This window comes from Paenibacillus mobilis, assembly GCF_058267595.1.
Map to the genome: position 1 here is coordinate 602,641 of NZ_JBZCMS010000002.1, position 18,064 is coordinate 620,704.

Genomic DNA, 18,064 nt, shown 5'->3' on the forward strand with positions numbered 1-18,064 from the left:
TTGGCTATCTATAAGGTTCCCTCTTCGGACTGATTCGCCTTTTGGTTCAACGCTTCGTAGAGAAGAGCCAGATTCCGCTCCAATTTACTAAGAATCTGCTTGCCGACCAGTTCATTTACAAGACCGGCTCTTACCGCAAAATCAACTTCCTTGGAAAACCCGAACATTTGCGTATCCAGCACTTCCTCATAGAGTGGGCAGTAGCGTGTGGCCAAGTTCTCCATCTGCACTTCAATTAACTTTTCTATTTTATAAGCGTCTTCCTGCAGCAGATTTAACGCTTTTAAATTCAGCTGTTCCTGCAAATCAGATGAAGTCATGTATCTTCTCCCCCTCTCTGTGTCAGTGACCCAAGTCCACCTGTTTACCTTTAATATTAGTCGATAATGCTTCGCAATACAAGACTTCGCAGAAATAACCGGGAAAAGGCTAACCTTCTTTTCAGACCCGCCCGATATAGCCATTTGGGGCTTTCCGCTCCTCGATGAATCGTCCAGCCGCCCCGAATTAACGCCAGCTGCTATTTGAAGCCCTTCCTTCCCCCAGGGTTCTCATAAACCTGCAGTTTTTTATTTTAAAAACACCCTCTCCTGACGGAGAGGGTGCTTCGGGGTTAGCATTTACTCGGAAACAAGGTTTACATTCAGTCCATGTTTCTCAAATACTTCTGTCATTGCCGCTTTCGCTTCGTCAGCGTCCGGTCCATGTACATGAAGCTCATAACTATGGCCGCTTACTAAAGTTGTGAAAAGCCCCAAGATACTCTTCACATCGATGTATTTGTTTTCGGCTTGCAGTACGATGGAAGATGAAAACTTTGATGCCGTTTGGGCAATCTCAACAACCGCCTGATTGTTCGTAGCCATTTTAAAATCCCTCCGAATTCAGCTATGAATTGACGTTTTAATCATACAATGAATCCGCTTTCCTAGCAAGACCATTATGGGGATTATTTCAAGTTCTCCGGGTTCAGAGGCTCAAGCTCCGGCAGGACAAAAATGCCGTCCTTGCGGATCAGAACGTCGTCGAAATAAATCTCCCCGCCGCCATACTCCGGGCGCTGGATCAATACCAGATCCCAGTGGATGGAGGAGCGGTTGCCGTTGTCGGCGGTCTCATAGGCCTGACCCGGCGTGAAGTGCAGGCTGCCCGCAATTTTTTCGTCAAACAAAATATCCTTCATCGGATGAAGAATGTAGGGGTTAAACCCGATGGCAAATTCGCCGATATAGCGGGCACCTTCGTCCGAATTCAGAATTTCGTTAATGCGTTCGTTATTATTGCTGGAAGCCTTCACGATTTTGCCGTTTTCGAAGTGGAAAACCACGTTCTCGAACGTCACGCCGTTGTACAAGGAAGCCGCGTTATAGCTGATTACCCCGTTCACGGAATCCCGAACCGGAGCGGTGTAGACCTCCCCGTCCGGAATATTGGCCTGGCCGGAGCATTTAATGGCGCCAATGCCTTTAATGGAGAATTTGAGGTCGGTTCCCGGCCCGGTAACGCGGACTTTATCGGTACGCTTCATCAAATCGGCCAAAGCATCCTGAGCCCGGTCCATTTTTGCGTAGTCCAGGTTGCAGACATCAAAATAGAAGTTTTCGAAAGCTTCCGTGCTCGTATTGGCGAGCTGTGCCATGCTTGCGTTCGGATAACGGAGCACAACCCATTTCGTATGTTTAATACGTTGTTCGCTATGTACAGGATGGTTGTATAAAGCGTTGTACATTTTCATGTTTTTCTCGGGCACGTCGGACAGATCATTGACGTTTTCTCCCGCACGAATCCCGATGTAAGCCTGCATCTGCTTCATCCGGTTCAAATCTATGGCCGCCCAGGTTTTGATCTGCTCTTCGGTCGCATTCATCAGCATGGCGCGCTGCGTCGTTTTGTCAGTCAACTGCACAAACGGATGCCCGCCCGCTTTGGCCACTTCCTCGACAATCGCGTTAATCAGATCGCGTTCGCTGCCGATCATTTCGATCAGGACGTTTTCTCCCGGCTGCACGTTGACGGAATAACCGACAAGGCTTTGAGCCAGCTTTTGCATTCTTGGATCTTTCATGACTCCTTACTCCTCCTTATGCTGCGCTGCCCGGAAACAAGCCGCCGCGGCAGCGGGTGCAAAGCAAATTTCTGTCCCATTGTAGCATGCTTGAGCAAGAAAGTCAGCGATGATCAAAGCCAGGCCGTCTTTGCTTTTTTCCGTTGCCTGCATTTACAGACCATAGGGACTGGCTTAACGATCAGCGGTAATTTGAAAAATGCGCGTCATTCCACAGCGACTCGCTTCTTGCCTTTCCCTCGGCATCCGTATATGAAATCCGGGTTTCCGAGGTAAGCCTCGTAGGCAAATTGGTCTGTTTATCGACGGTTAGATGGTAGACCGTGTTCACTTTGGCCGTATTCAACAGCTGTGCCAATTGCGCTTTGCTTCTGGTAATAAGCGTATGGCCTTCTTCCACGGCCGCGGTGCCGTTTTTATCCAAAGATTTGACGGCGGCGGTTTGACTGCTCCATCCGGCCTCAATCCGGTTCATCTCCAAATCCAGGTCATTTTTCAGCCTGAGCAGCTCTTGTTCCGAATCCGGTTCGATTCTTAAAACCTGCGTTCCCCGTGCTGCGCCATGCTCCAGCTTGATGTTTTTCTTCATTAGACGAAGCCCTTCAATGGCGGCCAGCGGATTTACCCGGCCGGCTGCAGCGGAAGTCCAGGCGTCGGCCGGGTGGCCGTCCTCCTGCATAACCCAGCGGTTCCCGTCCTCCAAAGTTAATGCGACAGGCTGGCCGCTGCCTGCGTCCATGTTGGCTCCACGCGACTTTGATTTAAGCCCGGGCTCATCAAGCACGGATATTCCCCGCTGCCCCGGAACCGCTTTAACGGACAGCTGCGTATGATGATCCAGTTCAGCTTCGTAAGTAAACGTCTGCGTTTTTTGCGAAGGGCCCAGGGGAGCTACTTCCGCCTGGCCGCGAATATGAAAGGCGTCCACCCCCGCAAGGCCCGACCACGTCAAATCGAACCACTGCTGCGGACTACGCTGCTGCTGGCAGCCTGATAAAAGCAAGATCAGAACACCCAAGCCAATACCGGTAAAAAGGGACTTTAATACCTTCATGAACGTTACCTCCCTTAAAGGCGCTAGCTTTTCTCCGAGAACAGTGAACAGCCGCTTGCTCATGAAGTTCCATGCCGCTATCGCCAGCGTCTCCACAAGGAACGGCTTTCTGCAGCTAGCCTTTTCTTAGCTTCTCCCGAGGAATTATCGTTATTCAAAGCCTTGGCGGCACAGCGGTTCAGTTCCTGTTTCCTTATTCATGGAAAGAGAAAAGACGCTCACGAGAGCGCCTTTCCATTCCTTCTGTATGTCATATGTCTTTCATAGCTCCATTAAGGGGTTGCATATTCCGTAGTTCCGTCGCACCGGCCGACCTCCGTTCGGTCGCGCCCACCGTTTTTGGCCCGATATAAAGCCATATCCGCGGTAAAAAACAACGATTCCACGCTGATTCTCTCCTGTTCGTAATGCCATCCGCCCACGCCGCAGGACACGGTAACGCCCGGTTCGGTCTCCGCTTTGACCCGCTCCCGGATCCTTTCTGCCACTTTAACGCAATCCTCGGCGGTCATATAGGGAAAATAAATCGCCAGCTCTTCCCCGCCCCAACGCGCGGCAATATCGTCGCTGCGGATCGAGCTTTTAATGATGTCGCATACCTGCTTTAATATGCGGTCTCCCACCTGATGGCCGTAGCTGTCGTTGACCTGCTTAAACTTGTCGATATCCACGACAAGCAGGGAGCCAACGGCGTCGCTTGCCAGCTTTTTTTGCACGCAGCTGTTGAGATAATGCCGCGCATAAAGGCCGGTAAGCATATCCCGGTTGGCCATGTGCTGGACCGCATCATAGAGCGAAGCATTCGCGATAGCCAGCCCGATGTGGGTTGCCAGCACCTGCAGCAGCTTATAATTTTCATACGAAAAATAATGCGGTTCCTTGTGCGACAGCAGAATAGTACCGCTGACCTCGCCGCGAAGGATCACCGGGGCCGCAATCAGCGATCTCGAATGGGTCGAGTCCATGATTTTGGATCTTACCCCGGTAAACGTGTGGTAGTCGGATAAAATAAGGGGCTCCTTTGTGCTGTGCACCAATCCGCATATGCCGTAAGAAACCGGAAAAGGCTTCTTATCCAATGCTTCGATATTGGTAGACATGATCCGGAACTGATCGCCTCCCGGAGTCAGCTCGGAAATGCAGCAGTAATCCGCCTTAAAAATCTCCAGCAGCTCCCGGGTAGCAAACTCGAACACCTCGGCAGGCTGCAGGCTTTGACTGAGCTCTCTGGACAGGTCATTGATCAGCCTGAGCTCCTGGATCAGCAGGTTCGACTGCTCATAAAGCTTGGCATTTTCAAAAGCATTGCCGGCCGTGTCCGCCAGCATGCCCACCAGCTGCAAATCCATGTCTTTGCCCAGTTCCCCGGGAATCAAAAAATGGAACACCCCGTACACCCCCTGCTTACCGCTAAGAGGAACCGCAATTTCCAGCGTTCTTATCCCGTTGTCCGAAATCTTCTCCCGGGACAACATCATGTTCTCCGTATAGGCGCGCAAGCACAGCTTATCTTCGCTTTGCCGCGCGTGGAGCTGCAGCGGTTTAACCCGCATATTGCTGCTGTGATAGTCCTGGGTCATCAGCAGTTCCAGATGCGCACCGGGATAAATGTCGCTCATGCTTTCAAAAACTTCATTTAATACGGCGCCCACATCGATCTTGTCGTGAATTCTCTTTACAATCTGCAGCAAGGCCGTCCAGCGGGCCGCTTCCCGTTCATTCTGATTGCGCAGATTATACAAATCGCTCAAAAAGACGTGGTTAAGCTGATGATAGAAACAGGTCCTAAAATGCTTCGCTGACTGCATGGTAATAAACGCCAAGTTGGAGGAATTCGGAGACCCCGAAGCCGTAAGGCTGATCAGCACCGCGAATATCTCCCCCTGCTTTCGCGTCTTCACCGGAACTGCCGCAACTTCAAAGCCGGAACCAGTTATCGTTCCCGGTTCTCCCAGCAGGAGCGTCCGGTCAGCCGCCTCGGCGATGGCCTCCATCGCCGCTTGCGGTCCGCCAAGCGATCCGGCTACCCTTTTTCCCGTTGAATCGGTCAGATACCAGCAAGCTTCCTCCATACCGAAAACAGGAAGGGCCTCGTCCTTCCAATCGGAATATGCCCTTTGCAGAAGCCCTTCTATATAAGGGAAGTCGTATCGAGTCAGGTCCATCTCATTCAGCCACGCTACAGCTTGTCCGGCAGTCTGCGGATCCCCTGCTCTCAGCCAAGCATTTATGTAATGTTCCGTATGGTTCTCCCTTAGGTATTCAGCCATAGAAAAGCTCCTTTTGCCGCTGCTTCATCGGCATATGTTCTCCGCATTCCCTGCCAAACAAAATGACTCTCCGTCTATAAGTTAAATGGTTATCGTTTATTCTACTATTTCTATAACCAATTTGCACTAGAATTTACCCATTTCTCGGCATTTTTTTAGTTCCTAAGACCTATCGACAAAATTCTACGTTTTCTTCAAAACCTCTCCACTTGACTTTAGGTTAACAGTTCTATATTATTTAATGTTGAAAAAGACTGGATAGAGTCTTGTTTGGGCGTAATGAATTGTGTCACCCTCACGGCTTTGTTGCTGCCAGGACAGCGGCTGAACTTTCCTGGCAGTAGAGCGGATTTTTTTCTATCCTTTCCGTTCGTCAATACAAAACCGGCGCAAATAGTGTAGCCCCCTAACTAAATTACTTTAAAGGAGTCTACTTATACAATGGCACGTTACACTGGTCCTAAATTTAAACTCAGCCGCCGTCTGGGCATCTCCCTGAGCGGTACTGGCAAAGAATTGAAACGTCCTTTCCCACCGGGACAACATGGTCCTAACCAACGCAGAAAAATCAGCAACTACGGCATGCAGCTTCAAGAGAAACAAAAATTGCGCCACATGTACGGTTTGGGAGAGAAGCAATTCCGCACTCTGTTCTCCAGAGCGCACAAAATGTCCGGTATCGCGGGCGAGAACTTCATGTTCCTGCTTGAAAGCCGCCTGGACAACCTGGTTTACCGTCTTGGTTTCGCTAACTCCCGTGCAGGTGCCCGTCAGTTGGTTGCCCACGGTCACGTTACCGTAAACGGTAAAAAAGTCGACATTGCTTCTTACCAAGTAAACATTGGCGACGTCATCGGTTTGCGTGAAAGAAGCCGTTCCTTGACTTCCATCAAAGAAGCTCTCGAGAACCGCACGCATCTTCCAGCTTACCTGGAATTCAACGACAGCGCTGTAGAAGGCAAATACATCCGTCTTCCTGAGCGTTCCGAGTTGTCCCAGGACATCGACGAAAAACAAATCGTCGAATTCTACAACCGTTAAGATTAGGTTGGAATCGAAAAGTCCCTCTTCGGAGGGACTTTTTTTGTTTGCTGTTTCCGGTCATCCGATCCGCGGAAAAACGAAAAGGCATCCCGTCAGCGTTTCGACGCCGGGATGCCTCGGTAACCCTTTTATTTTACGATCACTTTGGCAAATTTCCGTTTGCCGACCTGGACGATATCGCCGGTTTGCAAAGCCGCTTCGCCGTTGAAATCCGTCAGCTTCTCTTCATTAATCTTTAAAGAGCCCTGCTGGATGCTGCGTTTCGCTTCACCGTTGGAAGCTGCAAAACCTAGCAGCGTAAGCAGCTTGATCAGACGGATTTTGCCGTCCGTAAATTCAGCCGAATCGATCTCCATCTCTTGGATATCGTCCGGAAGCGCGCGCTGCTGGAACACCGTCACAAAATGCTCCTGGGCGCCTTCCGCCGCTTCTTCGCCGTGGTACATACGAACCAGCGTATAAGCCAGCTTCATTTTGGCGTCGCGAGGGTGCATCGTTTCTTCCTTCAGCCCCTGCTTCAGCACCTCCAGTTCTTCGTTCGTCAGGTCCGTTACCAGCTCGTAGTACTTGACCATCAGTTCGTCCGGAACCGACATCGCTTTTCCGTAAATTTCATTCGGTTCTTCGTCAATGCCGATGTAGTTGTTTAAGCTCTTGCTCATCTTCTTCTCGCCGTCGAGACCTTCCAGCAGCGGCGTCATCATGATGACCTGCGGCTCCTGGTCGTATTCCTTCTGCAGGGTACGGCCCATGAGCAGGTTAAACTTCTGATCCGTTCCGCCAAGCTCAACATCGCATTTCAGCGCAACGGAATCCATCCCCTGCATCAACGGGTAGAAAAATTCATGAATGCTGATCGGCTGACCGCTCTGGTAACGTTTCGTAAAGTCGTCGCGCTCCAGCATCCGGGCCACGGTGACTTTGGCGGCAAGCTTGACCACGTCTTCAAAAGTCATCGGCCCAAGCCATTCGGAGTTAAAGAAAACCTGCGTTTTTTCCGGATCCAGGATTTTGAAAATTTGCTTCTTGTACGTTTCGGCGTTGCGGAGCACGTCTTCCTTCGTAAGCTGCTTGCGGGTTTCCGATTTGCCCGTAGGGTCGCCGATCATCCCCGTGAAATCGCCGATAATCAGCTGAACCTGGTGGCCAAGCTCCTGGTACTGGCGAAGCTTCTGCATAACGACCGTGTGGCCGATATGAATGTCGGGAGCGGAAGGATCCAGTCCCAGCTTCACTTTCAGCGGCGTTTGGGTCGCCACCGATTTCATGATTTTCTGCTTCAACTCTTCCTCCGGAACGGTTTCCACCACTCCTCGGTTCAAAATGGCCAGCTGGCGTTCCACTTCTTCACGCTGCGGCAGTGTTAATTCATCCCACTTCATCCTGTTTGCCTCCTAAAACCTATTAATATCCGAAAAACGGTGCAAAATAACCTCACAAAGCGCGGGCGAGGCTTGCTCCAAAACCCGCTTAATCGCTGTGCAGGGTTCCGGAACACAAAAAAGCTCCTTCTCATCCCAAGGGACGAGAAGGAGCGCTCGCGTTACCACCCTAATTAAAACCGATGTAAAACGCCTGCGGCGGCATCGGTTTTCACTTCATTTCCATAACGGTTCCCCGGTACCGGACTACTTGCAAACAGGCTTTCCCCCGGACAGCTCCGGACTGTAATTCAAAGGGGCTCGCTTTCCGGTTCGCACCAACCACCGTTTCTCTGAGCAGCAGAAAATCCGCCTTTTACTGTTGTCCTTCACAGCTTTTCAAATATGCAACTTTAAGCTTTTTTATAACACAGAACAAAACGGCAAGTCAAGGACGGAGAGGGCCAACCCTTTCCGCACCCCCTCATTTAGGTCGAATTGAGGATTCAAAGCCCACATTTTGTGCTATAATGTTGCTTGTTAAAAGGAGGATGCTCATGGCTTTAGATAAAGACAACAGTCCGGAACAGCAAATCCCCCCGCCCAAACGAAGAAGGGCCGGACGAATCATTCTAAGAGTTCTTTTAGGGCTGTTTATTGCGGGCATTGCCGGGGTCCTGTTTACTTTCGGCACCGCGTTCGGTTACGTGTCCGCTATCGTCAAGGACGACCCGATCCGGTCCCGCGCGGACATCGAGGCGCAGATCAGTCACAATGACATCACCACCTTTGCTTATTTCCGGGATGCTTCGGCTATCGGACAGCTTCGGTCTGAAGAGGACCGACGACCTGTGGAGTATAAAGAAATCCCCTCCTCGGTCATCGATGCGGTGATCTCGATTGAAGACAATAACTTTTACGAGCACAAAGGCGTCGACATCAGCGGAACCCTGCGCGCCGTCAAACAGCGCGTACTCAGAGAAAATGTCCAGACCGGCGGCAGCACGCTGACCCAGCAGCTTGCAAGACGCGTGTTTCTGAGCCTTGACCGGACAGACAACCGCAAGTTCAAGGAGATTCTGCTTGCGCTCCGTTTGGAACGTTTCTTGTCCAAGCAGGAAATCCTGACCGCTTATCTGAACAAGGTTCCTTTCGGCAACGGTTCTACCGGTTATAATCTTTACGGCATTAAAGCCGCCGCTAAAGGCATCTTCGGCATCAGCGATTTAAGCAAGCTGAACATTGCCGAATCGGCTTATCTCGCCGGACTGCCGCAGCTGCCAAGCTCTTATTCGGCTTTTAACGGCAAAGGGGAATTTAATCCCGATAACTTCAGCCGTGCGCTAAAAAGGCAGCATCTCGTGCTTCAGCGCATGATGGAAGAAGGCAAAATCGACCAGTCCCAATATGACGAAGCTCTTAAGTTTGACATTAAGTCGGCTCTTGCTCCAACAACTAAAAAAGCATACGATACTTATCCTTACCTTATGCTCGAAACGGAGCGGCAGGGCGCGCAAATCCTGGCTATGCTGAAGGATCCGACGCTGACCAAAGAAGATTTGACCAGCAAGGACAACGCCCAGGTGCTGGAGGACGCAAGGCAGCAGCTGTTAACAGGCGGCTACCGGATTTATACGACGATCGACAAAAAAGTGTACAACGCCATGCACAAGGTGTCCGACAACAAGGACAATTTCTCGCCCGAAAGCAAAACCAAAGGGCTTGAGCAGGTCGCAGGCATGTTGATCAACCATAAAACGGGCGCCATCCTGGGCATGATCGAAGGCCGGGACTTCTATACCGAGCAGATGAACTATGCCACGCAAATGGTCCGTCAGCCGGGTTCCACGATGAAACCTTTGGCCGCCTACCTTCCAGCTCTTGAGGAAGGACTGATCCAGCCGGCCAGCATCATCGACGACTCGCCAATCATTCTCAAGGATTATCAGAAGGGCTACCACATTCCGGTCAACTCCAGCGGCGGTTATAAAGGACTGGTAACGGCGCGGACCGCGCTAAACGAGTCCCGCAACGTTCCCGCCCTGAAGCTCTTCAACAACGTGGTCGGCATCGACAAGGCCTGGGCTTTCGTTAAAAATCTTGGCATTACGACGATCGAGGATTCCGATTACCAGGCGACGACGGGCGTGCTGGGCGGTTTGGCACACGGCGTCAGCGTAGAAGAGTTAACCAACGCTTACGGCGCGATCGCCAACCAGGGTATTTTTAACGACGCTTATATGATTGAAAGAATCGAAGATTCCAAAGGCAATGTCGTCTATCAGCATCAAGCGGAGCCTAGACGCGTATTCTCCGAACAGACCGCTTATCTGATGACGGATATGCTTCGTACCGTCATTTCGGCCAGCGGATCGACGGGCCACTCGGTTGCCAGCGACTTCAAGAAATACGGCGAAATTCCGGTCGTAGGCAAAACCGGGACGACCCAAAACTATGCCGACGTCTGGTTTGAGGGGTATTCCCCTGACGTTACGCTTGGCATTTGGGTCGGTTATTCCGAACCCGCGAACACCCTTTCCACGGCCGGCAAGGCACGCGCGCGCAAGGTTTGGGCCCAGGTCATGAACGAAGTAACGGAGGCCAAACCTGAGCTGTTCAAAACCAAGGAATTCGCCAAACCGGACGGCATCGTCAAAAAGACCGTCTCCGGATACAGCGGCCTGCTTCCTACAGCTTTGACCGAGCAGGCGGGCAAGACGAACACGGACATCTTTAACGAGAAATATGTACCGACTAAACCGGATGACGTTCTTGTTCGGGCCAAATACATTACTTACAACAATGTCAACTATATTCCGCAGGACGGAACGCCTGCCGACATGCTGCAGGAGAAGGTGGTCCTGAAACGTGATCCGCCGATCTCCGAGCTGATTAAACAGCTGGAGAACGCCTTTGCGAATATGAAAGGCGATCATAAATCCATCGACTATTACATTCCGAAGGATGCGGGCGAAGACGCGCCGTATGAGGTGGATCCCCGCAAGGACGACGGGACCGCGCCTGCCGCGCCTCAGGGCGTTGCTGTCGGCTCCGTGACCGGGCAGGCTGCCATCTCCTTCAACAACAACAGCGAAGCTGATATCGTCGGCTACCGTCTCTACAAATCAGAGAATGGAAGCGGCTTTGCCTACGATCAATCCAAGCTGCTGGGCGCTGGCACCCAGTTTACGGTGCCGATTTCCTCAAATGCGAGTTACGCCTTCTACGTGACGGCTGTCGACGTCGCAGGCAAGGAATCCGTGCCAAGCAATGCGGTTACCGTAAACGGCTCGTTTGCACCGGGCCTCCCTGGGCTTCCGGGTGATCCTTTAGGCACCGGAAATCCGGGCGACGGAAATCCGTCGGATCCGGCCGGCGCCACGGCTGCTCCGACGACTCCAGCGCAGCCTCAGGGAGCTATAACCACATCCGGGGTTACGATCAACTGGAGCCCTAATCCGGCTGAGGAACAGGTTACCAGTTACAATATTTATTTCTCTGACCAAGAGAACGGCAATTACGTGCCGGTAGGTTCAACTGAACAACCCCAATATGATTATCAAGGCAAAACGATCAGCGGTTTTGTGCGGATCACGGCCGTCAACAGCGCCGGTGAATCCCCTCCTTCCAATCCGCTTCGGATTGAGAAGAAATAGGCCTTGCGGGATTCGGCCGGGTGCGGCCGGGTTCCGGGCCTCAGGAAGACAGCAGCAAAAAAATATCCCCTTCAGCGGACGTGCTGAAGGGGATATTTTTATATCTACTCGCTTATTTCAAGCCAGGAGACTAATCCTCAATCGTCGATAAATCACCGGTAGGCAGGTGGAGCTCCCAGGCTTTAAGGACGCGGCGCATGATCTTGCCGGACCGGGTTTTGGGCAGCTTCTCCTTGAACTCGATCTCACGCGGAGCCGCATGCGCGGAAAGGCCCTCCTTCACGAAACGGGCAATTTCCGCCTTCAGCTCCTCGGTCGGCTCATACCCGTCTCTAAGCGCAACAAAGGCTTTGATGATTTCGCCGCGTACCGCATCCGGTTTACCGATTACGCCCGCTTCGGCAACGGCCGGATGTTCGACCAGCTTGCTTTCCACTTCAAACGGGCCGATTCGTTCGCCGGACGAGTTGATCACATCGTCGATCCGTCCCTGGAACCAGAAATATCCTTCTTCATCCTGGTAAGCCGAATCTCCCGATACATACCAGCCCGGAATCCGGAAATATTCCTCGTATTTCGCTTCGTTGTTCCAGATCGTCCGCATCATGGAGGGCCAAGGCGTACGAATAGCCAGATTGCCCATCCGGTTCGGCGGCAGCACGTTCCCCTGATCGTCAATGATGGCGGCTTCAATCCCCGGCAGCGGTTTGCCCATCGAACCCGGTTTGATCGCCATGGATGGATAATTGCAAATCAGCTGGCCGCCTGTCTCGGTCATCCACCATGTATCGTGAATCCGCCTGTTGTAGGTCGCGAGTCCCCAGCGGACAACCTCCGGGTTTAGCGGCTCGCCTACGGACAATACATGCCGCAGACTGGACAGGTCATATTGACCGGCCAATTCTTCCCCTGCGCCCATCAGCATGCGGAAGGCCGTAGGCGCGCTGTACCAGACGGTGACCTTAAATTTCTCTATCGCTTTATACCACGCCGACGGATCGAAACGTCCGCCAAGCACCAAATTGCAGGCTCCGTTCAACCACGGCGCAAAAATGCCGTACGATGTCCCCGTCACCCAGCCCGGATCCGCCGTACACCAGTAAATATCGTCTTCGCGCAGGTCCAGAACCATTTTCCCCGTATAATAATGCTGGATCATGGCGTTGTGCACATGGTAAACCCCTTTAGGTTTGCCAGTCGAACCGGAGGTATAATGCAAAATCAGTCCATCCTCCAACTCCACCCATTCTACGGCTGCATCGCCGGAGGCTGAAATGACTTCCTGCTCAAAATGATAGACGCCGTTTGCCTCCGCTTCCTCCGGTGTGCCGCCGGCCACAAAAATGGCCCGCAGGTCCGGCAGCTCCTCGCGTTTTACGCGTTTTAGAAGAGCCGGCGTCGTCACGAGAACGGTAGCGCCGCTGTCTTCCAGGCGGTCTTTAACAGCGGTCTCCATAAAGGCTTCAAACAAAGGTCCGACGACCGCTCCCGCTTTAATGGCGCCTAAAATGCTGATATACAATTCGGGAGAACGGGGCATAAACACAAAAACCCGGTCCCCTTTGGTTACCCCATGCTTGCGAAGCACGTTGGCAAACCGGGACGACCAGGATTGAAGCTCCCCGAAGGTATACGTCTCCTCCCGCTCCGCGTCGCAATAAATAAGTGCCGTTTTGTTGCCGCGCCCCTCTGCCACATGCCGGTCGATCGCCTCATAAGCCATGTTGATGAAGCCGGTCTGGTACCAGCTGAATTGTTTTTCGACTTCCTCCCATTGAAAATGTTCGCGGGCTTCTTCATAATCACCCAGATTGGTGTGGGCATCCGTTGCCGGAATGCGTTCCCCCTGCATGGAATTCATGGTCTCATCCTCCTCAAATGTTCGTTATGCCAAGGCAAGCTCTCAATTGAAAACGGATACAACATATCATTGCAGCACAGAAGGCCAAAGGTCTTTCCGAAAAAAACAGGCGGCTTTCTGTAAGGACATCCAACAATTTAAGGAGAAAATAAGTAAGTACGGGTCGAACCTGATGTGTAATAAAGAGGCTGATGGTGGCTGGGAATGAGCTGCGGTTATTTTTCGAAAACAGATTTAAAGGGTGTCATAAAACATCGATAAACTAAATCATTTAACCAAATATTGTGAACTTTTTATGTCAAAAGCATTATAGCACAGGCAAAATGTAAGCGCTATAACTTTTCAAAAATTCGTTTTTCTGATATAAGTGAGTCAAAGGAAAGGGGGGCAGGGCAAACGTGATCCATTATAAAATTTACGCCAGCCACGAAAAAGCTTTAAAGCGCCCGGCAAACTCGGCGGAAATGCCTGCGGAAGCGGAATATGCGGTGGTGGAAGGTCCCGTTGCCCCGCACGTGCTGCGCGGGTTGGCCATGCACCCGGATTTGGATGCCTTCCGGCCCCCTTCCCAGCAGCTCGAAGCTTTAATCGAAATCGCCGGACTGCCGGAAGGACGGATTATTATCGCCCGGCAAGGCGGCGTCATTCTCGGGTACGTCACTTTCCATTATCCCGATGAACTGGAGCGGTGGTCCGAAGGGCGCATGGAAGACCTGCTGGAGCTCGGAGCCATTGAAGTGGCGGACGCATTCCGTGCCTGCGGGCTCGGCTCCGCCATGCTGCGGACCGCCTTTGAGCAGGAACAGCTGGAATCTTACATCGTGTTTACGACCGAATATTACTGGCATTGGGATTTAAAAAAAAGCGGCCTCTCCGTCTGGGATTACCGGAAAATGATGGAGAAATTGATGCAGACCGTCGATATGGTCTGGTACGCTACGGACGACCCGGAAATTTGCTCCCATCCGGCCAACTGCCTCATGGTACGCATAGGTCATGACGTGCCGCTCTCTTCCAAGGAACAGTTCGACCGCATCCGGTTCCATCAAAGATTTATGTACTAAAGGCCTTCTAAAGCCTGAGGCTCAACAGAGCGTGAACACCCCATAAAAAACAACAGACCCGACCGAAGCCATGCTCCGGTCAGGCCTTTTATTTTTACAGAATAACCGATTAGACTTGCTTCATCTTCCCGACCATTTCGTTAAGAATCGCATAAGAGCGGTTGGCCGCCTGAACCGTAAACTCCGCAAAATTCACATGTGCAGAGCCGTCCGCTTTATCGCTCATCGAGCGGAGCACCACGTAAGGCACGGCATTCATATAACAGACCTGGGCTACCGCCGAGCCCTCCATTTCCACGCAGGCCCCGTTCATGCGGGCATACAGGTTCTGCACAAACGCGCGGTCGGCCACAAACTGGTCGCCCGAAAGCACTTTGCCGACAAGGAACCGGTGATCCTTGCAAACTTGTTCGCAGGCCTGCTTGGCTAACTCGACAAGTTCCGGATCGGCCGGGAAATCCGAGACCTCCTGAAACGGAATGACGCCCCGTTCAAAACCCAAAGGCGTAACGTCCATGTCATGCTGCTGACAGGAAGAGGAGATCACGACGTCGCCGATTTGAAGCTCGGGATTGACGGCTCCTGCCACGCCTGTAAACAAGACGGACGAAACCTGAAAACGGTCAATCATATATTGGGTCGTAATAGCCGCGTTGACCTTGCCGACTCCCGACTTGCTTACCACTACCCTGCGTCCCAGCAAAGTTCCGGTCACGAATGAAAGGCGGGCATTCACGACGGTTTCTTTCTCTTCCATCTGCTGCAGCAGCAGTTCGATTTCCTCATCCATCGCTCCCAAAATTCCGATATTAGCCATCTTTTTCTCTAAACTCCTTTCCGGTTATGGAGGTTCATCTTTTGGATGATCGCATTTTGTTTCAGCCCTCAAAAAAAAGCTCCTGTGCAGGAGCCTTTTTCCAGGAAATCTATTCAACTGAATTACAAATGACTTACGGACAAACGGAGAATAGTTTCATGCGGCAAAATAACACGCATATTCTCGACATTTTCTTTCTTCATCAGTTTGGTGAGCAAACGCATGGCTACCGCACCAAGGTCGTACATCGGCTGCGCAACCGTCGTCAGCTGAGGACGCACCATAGAAGCCATCCGGGTGTTATCCACGCTGATGATCGAGAAGTCGTCAGGCACCTTCAGCCCTTCGTCTTGAATGCTGTGGATCGCGCCGATCGCCATCTCATCCGTAGCAGCAAATATAGCCGTTGGGCGTTTCTTCAAGCCGATGAAATATTTCATCGCTTCCACGCCGGATTCATAACGATAGTTGCCGATACGAACGAGATCCTCCTGATATTGGATGCCCGCTTTCTCAAGCGCTTTCTTATAACCCTGAAAACGAGCGAAACCGTTTGCCGGATCCTGCAGCGTACCGCTGATCATGGCAATTTCACGGTGTCCATGGCGAATCAGCGTGCTTACCGCGTCGAATGCGGCGGCTTCATGATCAATATCAACCGAAGGAATCAAACCGTTCTCGTCGCTTGTTGCACAAAGCACGATAGGCACAGCGGAGGTTTGGAAAGCCTGGATATGCTCTTCCGTCACCGTGCCGCCCATGAAGAGGAGCCCGTCCACCTGCTTTTCGAGCAGCGTGTTGATGACGCGGATTTCCTTCTCTTTCTTCTTATCGGCATTACACAAAATAATGTTGTAGTGGTACATGTTGGCGATATCTTCGATCCCGCGTGCGATTTCCGCAAAAATCGAGTTGGAGATATCGGGAATCACCACACCTACCGTCGTCGTCTTCTTGCTTGCCAAACCGCGAGCAACCGCATTTGGACGGTACCCCAAACGTTCAATTGCTTCGTATACTTTCTTACGGGTCTGCGGTTTCACGTTCGGATTGTTGTTGACCACCCGGGAAACCGTGGCCATCGAGACTCCTGCTTCGCGTGCCACATCATAAATGGTAACCGTCACATTCTTCTCTCCATTGCCAATAAATTTTCATTCGTTCTTCGGTTTTCTTAAGGAGTTTAATTAGGTTTTATGATACGACAAAAACCATCAATCCGCAATGATAACGCTTCACTTTTGGAGAATTTCCTTCAATACGTTTGCCGTAATTCCGGAATGGGAAGTATGCCAGACGGCTTTTCCTTCCTTCACCAAAATCGCTTGAGGCGATTCGTGTTTCACCTGCAGCAAGTCGGCGGCCAGCAGTGAAACCGGCCGTTCCTCCACGACATGAATCAAGCCGTAGGTTACGTTTTCATTAGGCTTGCCGCCCAAATATTTCAACACTTCCTGATTGGCGCGGGCGCTGATCGGGCAGCGCGTGCTGTGCTTGAAAAGCAAAACAGGCTGCTGAGAGGAAGCGTTTAATACATCCTGAAGTTGTTCGGGAGAAGTGATTTTTGTCAATGCAGACATGGATTGAACCCCTTTCCGAAAGGATAAAACGAATAAATAAGCGAACTTTCAGCTTATTTTATCAAAAAGAAAAGAAAAAAGCCAATTTTCATGAAAATTTTTCATAAACCTTCAAAATCTTTTGTAGGACTGTACAGATCAAGCCGTTCAAGACCGGAAAAAAAATTTTCTTATGTAGTTTCCGCCGGCGTAAAAGTAAGCTGGGAAAGGCGCAACATCAGCTGCTTCATCCAGTTCTGGTCTTCGTTTAGTTTGGCATAGCCGTAAACATCGAGCAGCAGATTAATCCTCTCCTCGCAGCGCGTCTCCACTTCCGCTAGATAGCGGCCTGCCTCCGTCTCCTGGAAACGGGCTTCCTTGTAGACCTCATACATGACATCCGCCAATTCATTATATTCGCCAAATCGTACATTTACTCTATCTTCGTTCTTCAGCTGATTAAGGAGCTCGCGCAAATCCTGTTTGATGCCGGGAAACAGCTCATAAAGTCCGCACTTTTCGCATTCCCAAACCGGAACGCCGGTAATTTTCGTTTTTCTGCCATGAATAACCGTTCTGAATCCCAAACTTTTGAATTGTCCGCAGTTGCAAGGGGCGTCCATCGTGCACCTCATCCTTTGTGTCAGTTCTAGTCTTTTTGATACAATTAAATAATTGAAATGACATTTCGTCAATAGATAAATTATACAGGAGGATTCAGAAATGAGATTAACTGGAAAAAGAATCATAGCGCTTGTAGACGAGGAGTTTGAGGACTTGGAGCTTTGGTATCCGGTATACCGGGTAAAGGAGGAAGGAGCCGAAGTTATTCTGGCCGGATATGAAAAAGGTAAAAAGTACATCGGAAAATACGGCGTACCCGCCGTATCCGATGCCGCCTACGAGGAATTAAATGCCAAGGATTTCGACGGAATCCTGGTTCCCGGAGGCTGGGCGCCGGACAAAATTCGCCGGTATCCGAAGGCTTTGGAGCTTGTACGGGACATGCACGGGGCCAAAAAGCCGATTGGGCAAATCTGCCATGCGGGGTGGGTGCTCATCTCGGCCGGCATCCTGAAAGGCGTTACCGTCACCTCGACGCCCGGCATTAAGGACGACATGGAAAATGCCGGCGCCATCTGGAAAGATGAAGCCGTCGTCACGGACGGGCATATCGTCTCCGCCCGCCGTCCGCCGGACCTTCCGCCTTACGGGAAAGCATTTTGCGACGCGCTGGCCGGCACCGGGCGTTAAGCGCGGGATTCGGGCACAAAGGCGCTTAGCGCAGAATCGCAGGAAATGAATAAACCGGG

The 18,064-nt window shown here is 51.4% G+C and carries 15 protein-coding genes and 1 other annotated feature; of the genes, 4 read left to right on the top strand and 11 right to left on the bottom strand.

Annotated features, from left to right (window positions below; translation table 11 throughout):
- Nucleotides 1–8: 8 nt before the first annotated feature.
- From AC3ZPD_RS06010 to AC3ZPD_RS06030, 5 genes are all read right to left on the bottom strand, one after another.
- A complete protein-coding gene (locus tag AC3ZPD_RS06010) occupies nucleotides 9–320 on the bottom strand; it encodes an Fpa/YlaN family protein (protein WP_490983351.1) in 312 nt (103 codons plus the stop codon).
- 300 nt (nucleotides 321–620) lie between these two features.
- A complete protein-coding gene (locus tag AC3ZPD_RS06015) occupies nucleotides 621–866 on the bottom strand; it encodes an HPr family phosphocarrier protein (protein WP_490983352.1) in 246 nt (81 codons plus the stop codon).
- Between the two features lie 83 nt (nucleotides 867–949).
- Complete coding sequence (locus AC3ZPD_RS06020) at nucleotides 950–2,065, bottom strand: aminopeptidase (RefSeq protein ID WP_490983353.1); 1,116 nt, start codon at nucleotides 2,063–2,065, stop codon at nucleotides 950–952.
- A 181-nt stretch (nucleotides 2,066–2,246) separates the two neighbouring features.
- Nucleotides 2,247–3,119: a hypothetical protein gene (locus AC3ZPD_RS06025; RefSeq protein WP_490983354.1), complete on the bottom strand. Its 873-nt coding sequence runs from the start codon at nucleotides 3,117–3,119 to the stop codon at nucleotides 2,247–2,249.
- Nucleotides 3,120–3,391: 272 nt separating this feature from the next.
- Entirely contained in the window at nucleotides 3,392–5,389 is a 1,998-nt protein-coding gene (locus tag AC3ZPD_RS06030) for a sensor domain-containing diguanylate cyclase (protein WP_490983355.1), read from the bottom strand.
- 441 nt (nucleotides 5,390–5,830) lie between these two features.
- Between AC3ZPD_RS06030 and rpsD the strand changes: the two genes are divergently transcribed.
- Nucleotides 5,831–6,430, top strand: coding sequence for a 30S ribosomal protein S4 (gene rpsD, locus AC3ZPD_RS06035; RefSeq protein WP_490983356.1), 600 nt, complete (start codon nucleotides 5,831–5,833; stop codon nucleotides 6,428–6,430).
- 131 nt (nucleotides 6,431–6,561) lie between these two features.
- Here rpsD and tyrS read toward each other — a convergent pair whose 3' ends face one another.
- Nucleotides 6,562–7,815: a tyrosine--tRNA ligase gene (gene tyrS, locus AC3ZPD_RS06040; protein ID WP_490983357.1), complete on the bottom strand. Its 1,254-nt coding sequence runs from the start codon at nucleotides 7,813–7,815 to the stop codon at nucleotides 6,562–6,564.
- 135 nt (nucleotides 7,816–7,950) lie between these two features.
- Nucleotides 7,951–8,196: a binding site (T-box leader), on the bottom strand.
- A gap of 155 nt (nucleotides 8,197–8,351) precedes the next feature.
- Between tyrS and AC3ZPD_RS06045 the strand changes: the two genes are divergently transcribed.
- A complete protein-coding gene (locus tag AC3ZPD_RS06045; protein ID WP_490983358.1) occupies nucleotides 8,352–11,450 on the top strand; it encodes a transglycosylase domain-containing protein in 3,099 nt (1,032 codons plus the stop codon).
- 130 nt (nucleotides 11,451–11,580) lie between these two features.
- On the opposite strand, the gene acsA is transcribed toward AC3ZPD_RS06045, so the two are convergent.
- A complete protein-coding gene (gene acsA, locus AC3ZPD_RS06050; protein ID WP_490983359.1) occupies nucleotides 11,581–13,311 on the bottom strand; it encodes an acetate--CoA ligase in 1,731 nt (576 codons plus the stop codon).
- Between the two features lie 398 nt (nucleotides 13,312–13,709).
- Between acsA and AC3ZPD_RS06055 the strand changes: the two genes are divergently transcribed.
- The gene (locus AC3ZPD_RS06055) at nucleotides 13,710–14,375 is read left to right on the top strand and encodes a GNAT family N-acetyltransferase (RefSeq protein ID WP_490983360.1); all 666 of its coding nucleotides are present in this window, start codon (nucleotides 13,710–13,712) and stop codon (nucleotides 14,373–14,375) included.
- Between the two features lie 109 nt (nucleotides 14,376–14,484).
- Here AC3ZPD_RS06055 and AC3ZPD_RS06060 read toward each other — a convergent pair whose 3' ends face one another.
- From AC3ZPD_RS06060 to AC3ZPD_RS06075, 4 genes are all read right to left on the bottom strand, one after another.
- The gene (locus tag AC3ZPD_RS06060; RefSeq protein ID WP_490983361.1) at nucleotides 14,485–15,192 is read right to left on the bottom strand and encodes a 5'-methylthioadenosine/adenosylhomocysteine nucleosidase; all 708 of its coding nucleotides are present in this window, start codon (nucleotides 15,190–15,192) and stop codon (nucleotides 14,485–14,487) included.
- Between the two features lie 122 nt (nucleotides 15,193–15,314).
- Nucleotides 15,315–16,319: a catabolite control protein A gene (gene ccpA / locus AC3ZPD_RS06065; RefSeq protein ID WP_068696276.1), complete on the bottom strand. Its 1,005-nt coding sequence runs from the start codon at nucleotides 16,317–16,319 to the stop codon at nucleotides 15,315–15,317.
- Between the two features lie 108 nt (nucleotides 16,320–16,427).
- Nucleotides 16,428–16,772: a bacillithiol system redox-active protein YtxJ gene (gene ytxJ / locus AC3ZPD_RS06070; protein WP_490983362.1), complete on the bottom strand. Its 345-nt coding sequence runs from the start codon at nucleotides 16,770–16,772 to the stop codon at nucleotides 16,428–16,430.
- A 170-nt stretch (nucleotides 16,773–16,942) separates the two neighbouring features.
- Nucleotides 16,943–17,374 (bottom strand): hypothetical protein, encoded by a 432-nt coding sequence (locus tag AC3ZPD_RS06075; protein ID WP_490983363.1) that lies wholly within the window; start codon nucleotides 17,372–17,374, stop codon nucleotides 16,943–16,945.
- Nucleotides 17,375–17,474: 100 nt separating this feature from the next.
- Between AC3ZPD_RS06075 and AC3ZPD_RS06080 the strand changes: the two genes are divergently transcribed.
- The gene (locus AC3ZPD_RS06080) at nucleotides 17,475–18,005 is read left to right on the top strand and encodes a type 1 glutamine amidotransferase domain-containing protein (RefSeq protein WP_490983364.1); all 531 of its coding nucleotides are present in this window, start codon (nucleotides 17,475–17,477) and stop codon (nucleotides 18,003–18,005) included.
- The last annotated feature ends 59 nt before the right edge of the window (nucleotides 18,006–18,064 follow it).

Coding starts and splice junctions, on each gene's coding strand:
- AC3ZPD_RS06010 (WP_490983351.1), bottom strand. CDS start 320: ATGACTTCATCTGATTTGCAGGAACAGCTGAATTTAAAAGCGTTAAAT.
- AC3ZPD_RS06015 (WP_490983352.1), bottom strand. CDS start 866: ATGGCTACGAACAATCAGGCGGTTGTTGAGATTGCCCAAACGGCATCA.
- AC3ZPD_RS06020 (WP_490983353.1), bottom strand. CDS start 2,065: ATGAAAGATCCAAGAATGCAAAAGCTGGCTCAAAGCCTTGTCGGTTAT.
- AC3ZPD_RS06025 (WP_490983354.1), bottom strand. CDS start 3,119: ATGAAGGTATTAAAGTCCCTTTTTACCGGTATTGGCTTGGGTGTTCTG.
- AC3ZPD_RS06030 (WP_490983355.1), bottom strand. CDS start 5,389: ATGGCTGAATACCTAAGGGAGAACCATACGGAACATTACATAAATGCT.
- rpsD (WP_490983356.1), top strand. CDS start 5,831: ATGGCACGTTACACTGGTCCTAAATTTAAACTCAGCCGCCGTCTGGGC.
- tyrS (WP_490983357.1), bottom strand. CDS start 7,815: ATGAAGTGGGATGAATTAACACTGCCGCAGCGTGAAGAAGTGGAACGC.
- AC3ZPD_RS06045 (WP_490983358.1), top strand. CDS start 8,352: ATGGCTTTAGATAAAGACAACAGTCCGGAACAGCAAATCCCCCCGCCC.
- acsA (WP_490983359.1), bottom strand. CDS start 13,311: ATGAATTCCATGCAGGGGGAACGCATTCCGGCAACGGATGCCCACACC.
- AC3ZPD_RS06060 (WP_490983361.1), bottom strand. CDS start 15,192: ATGGCTAATATCGGAATTTTGGGAGCGATGGATGAGGAAATCGAACTG.
- ytxJ (WP_490983362.1), bottom strand. CDS start 16,772: ATGTCTGCATTGACAAAAATCACTTCTCCCGAACAACTTCAGGATGTA.
- AC3ZPD_RS06075 (WP_490983363.1), bottom strand. CDS start 17,374: ATGGACGCCCCTTGCAACTGCGGACAATTCAAAAGTTTGGGATTCAGA.
- AC3ZPD_RS06080 (WP_490983364.1), top strand. CDS start 17,475: ATGAGATTAACTGGAAAAAGAATCATAGCGCTTGTAGACGAGGAGTTT.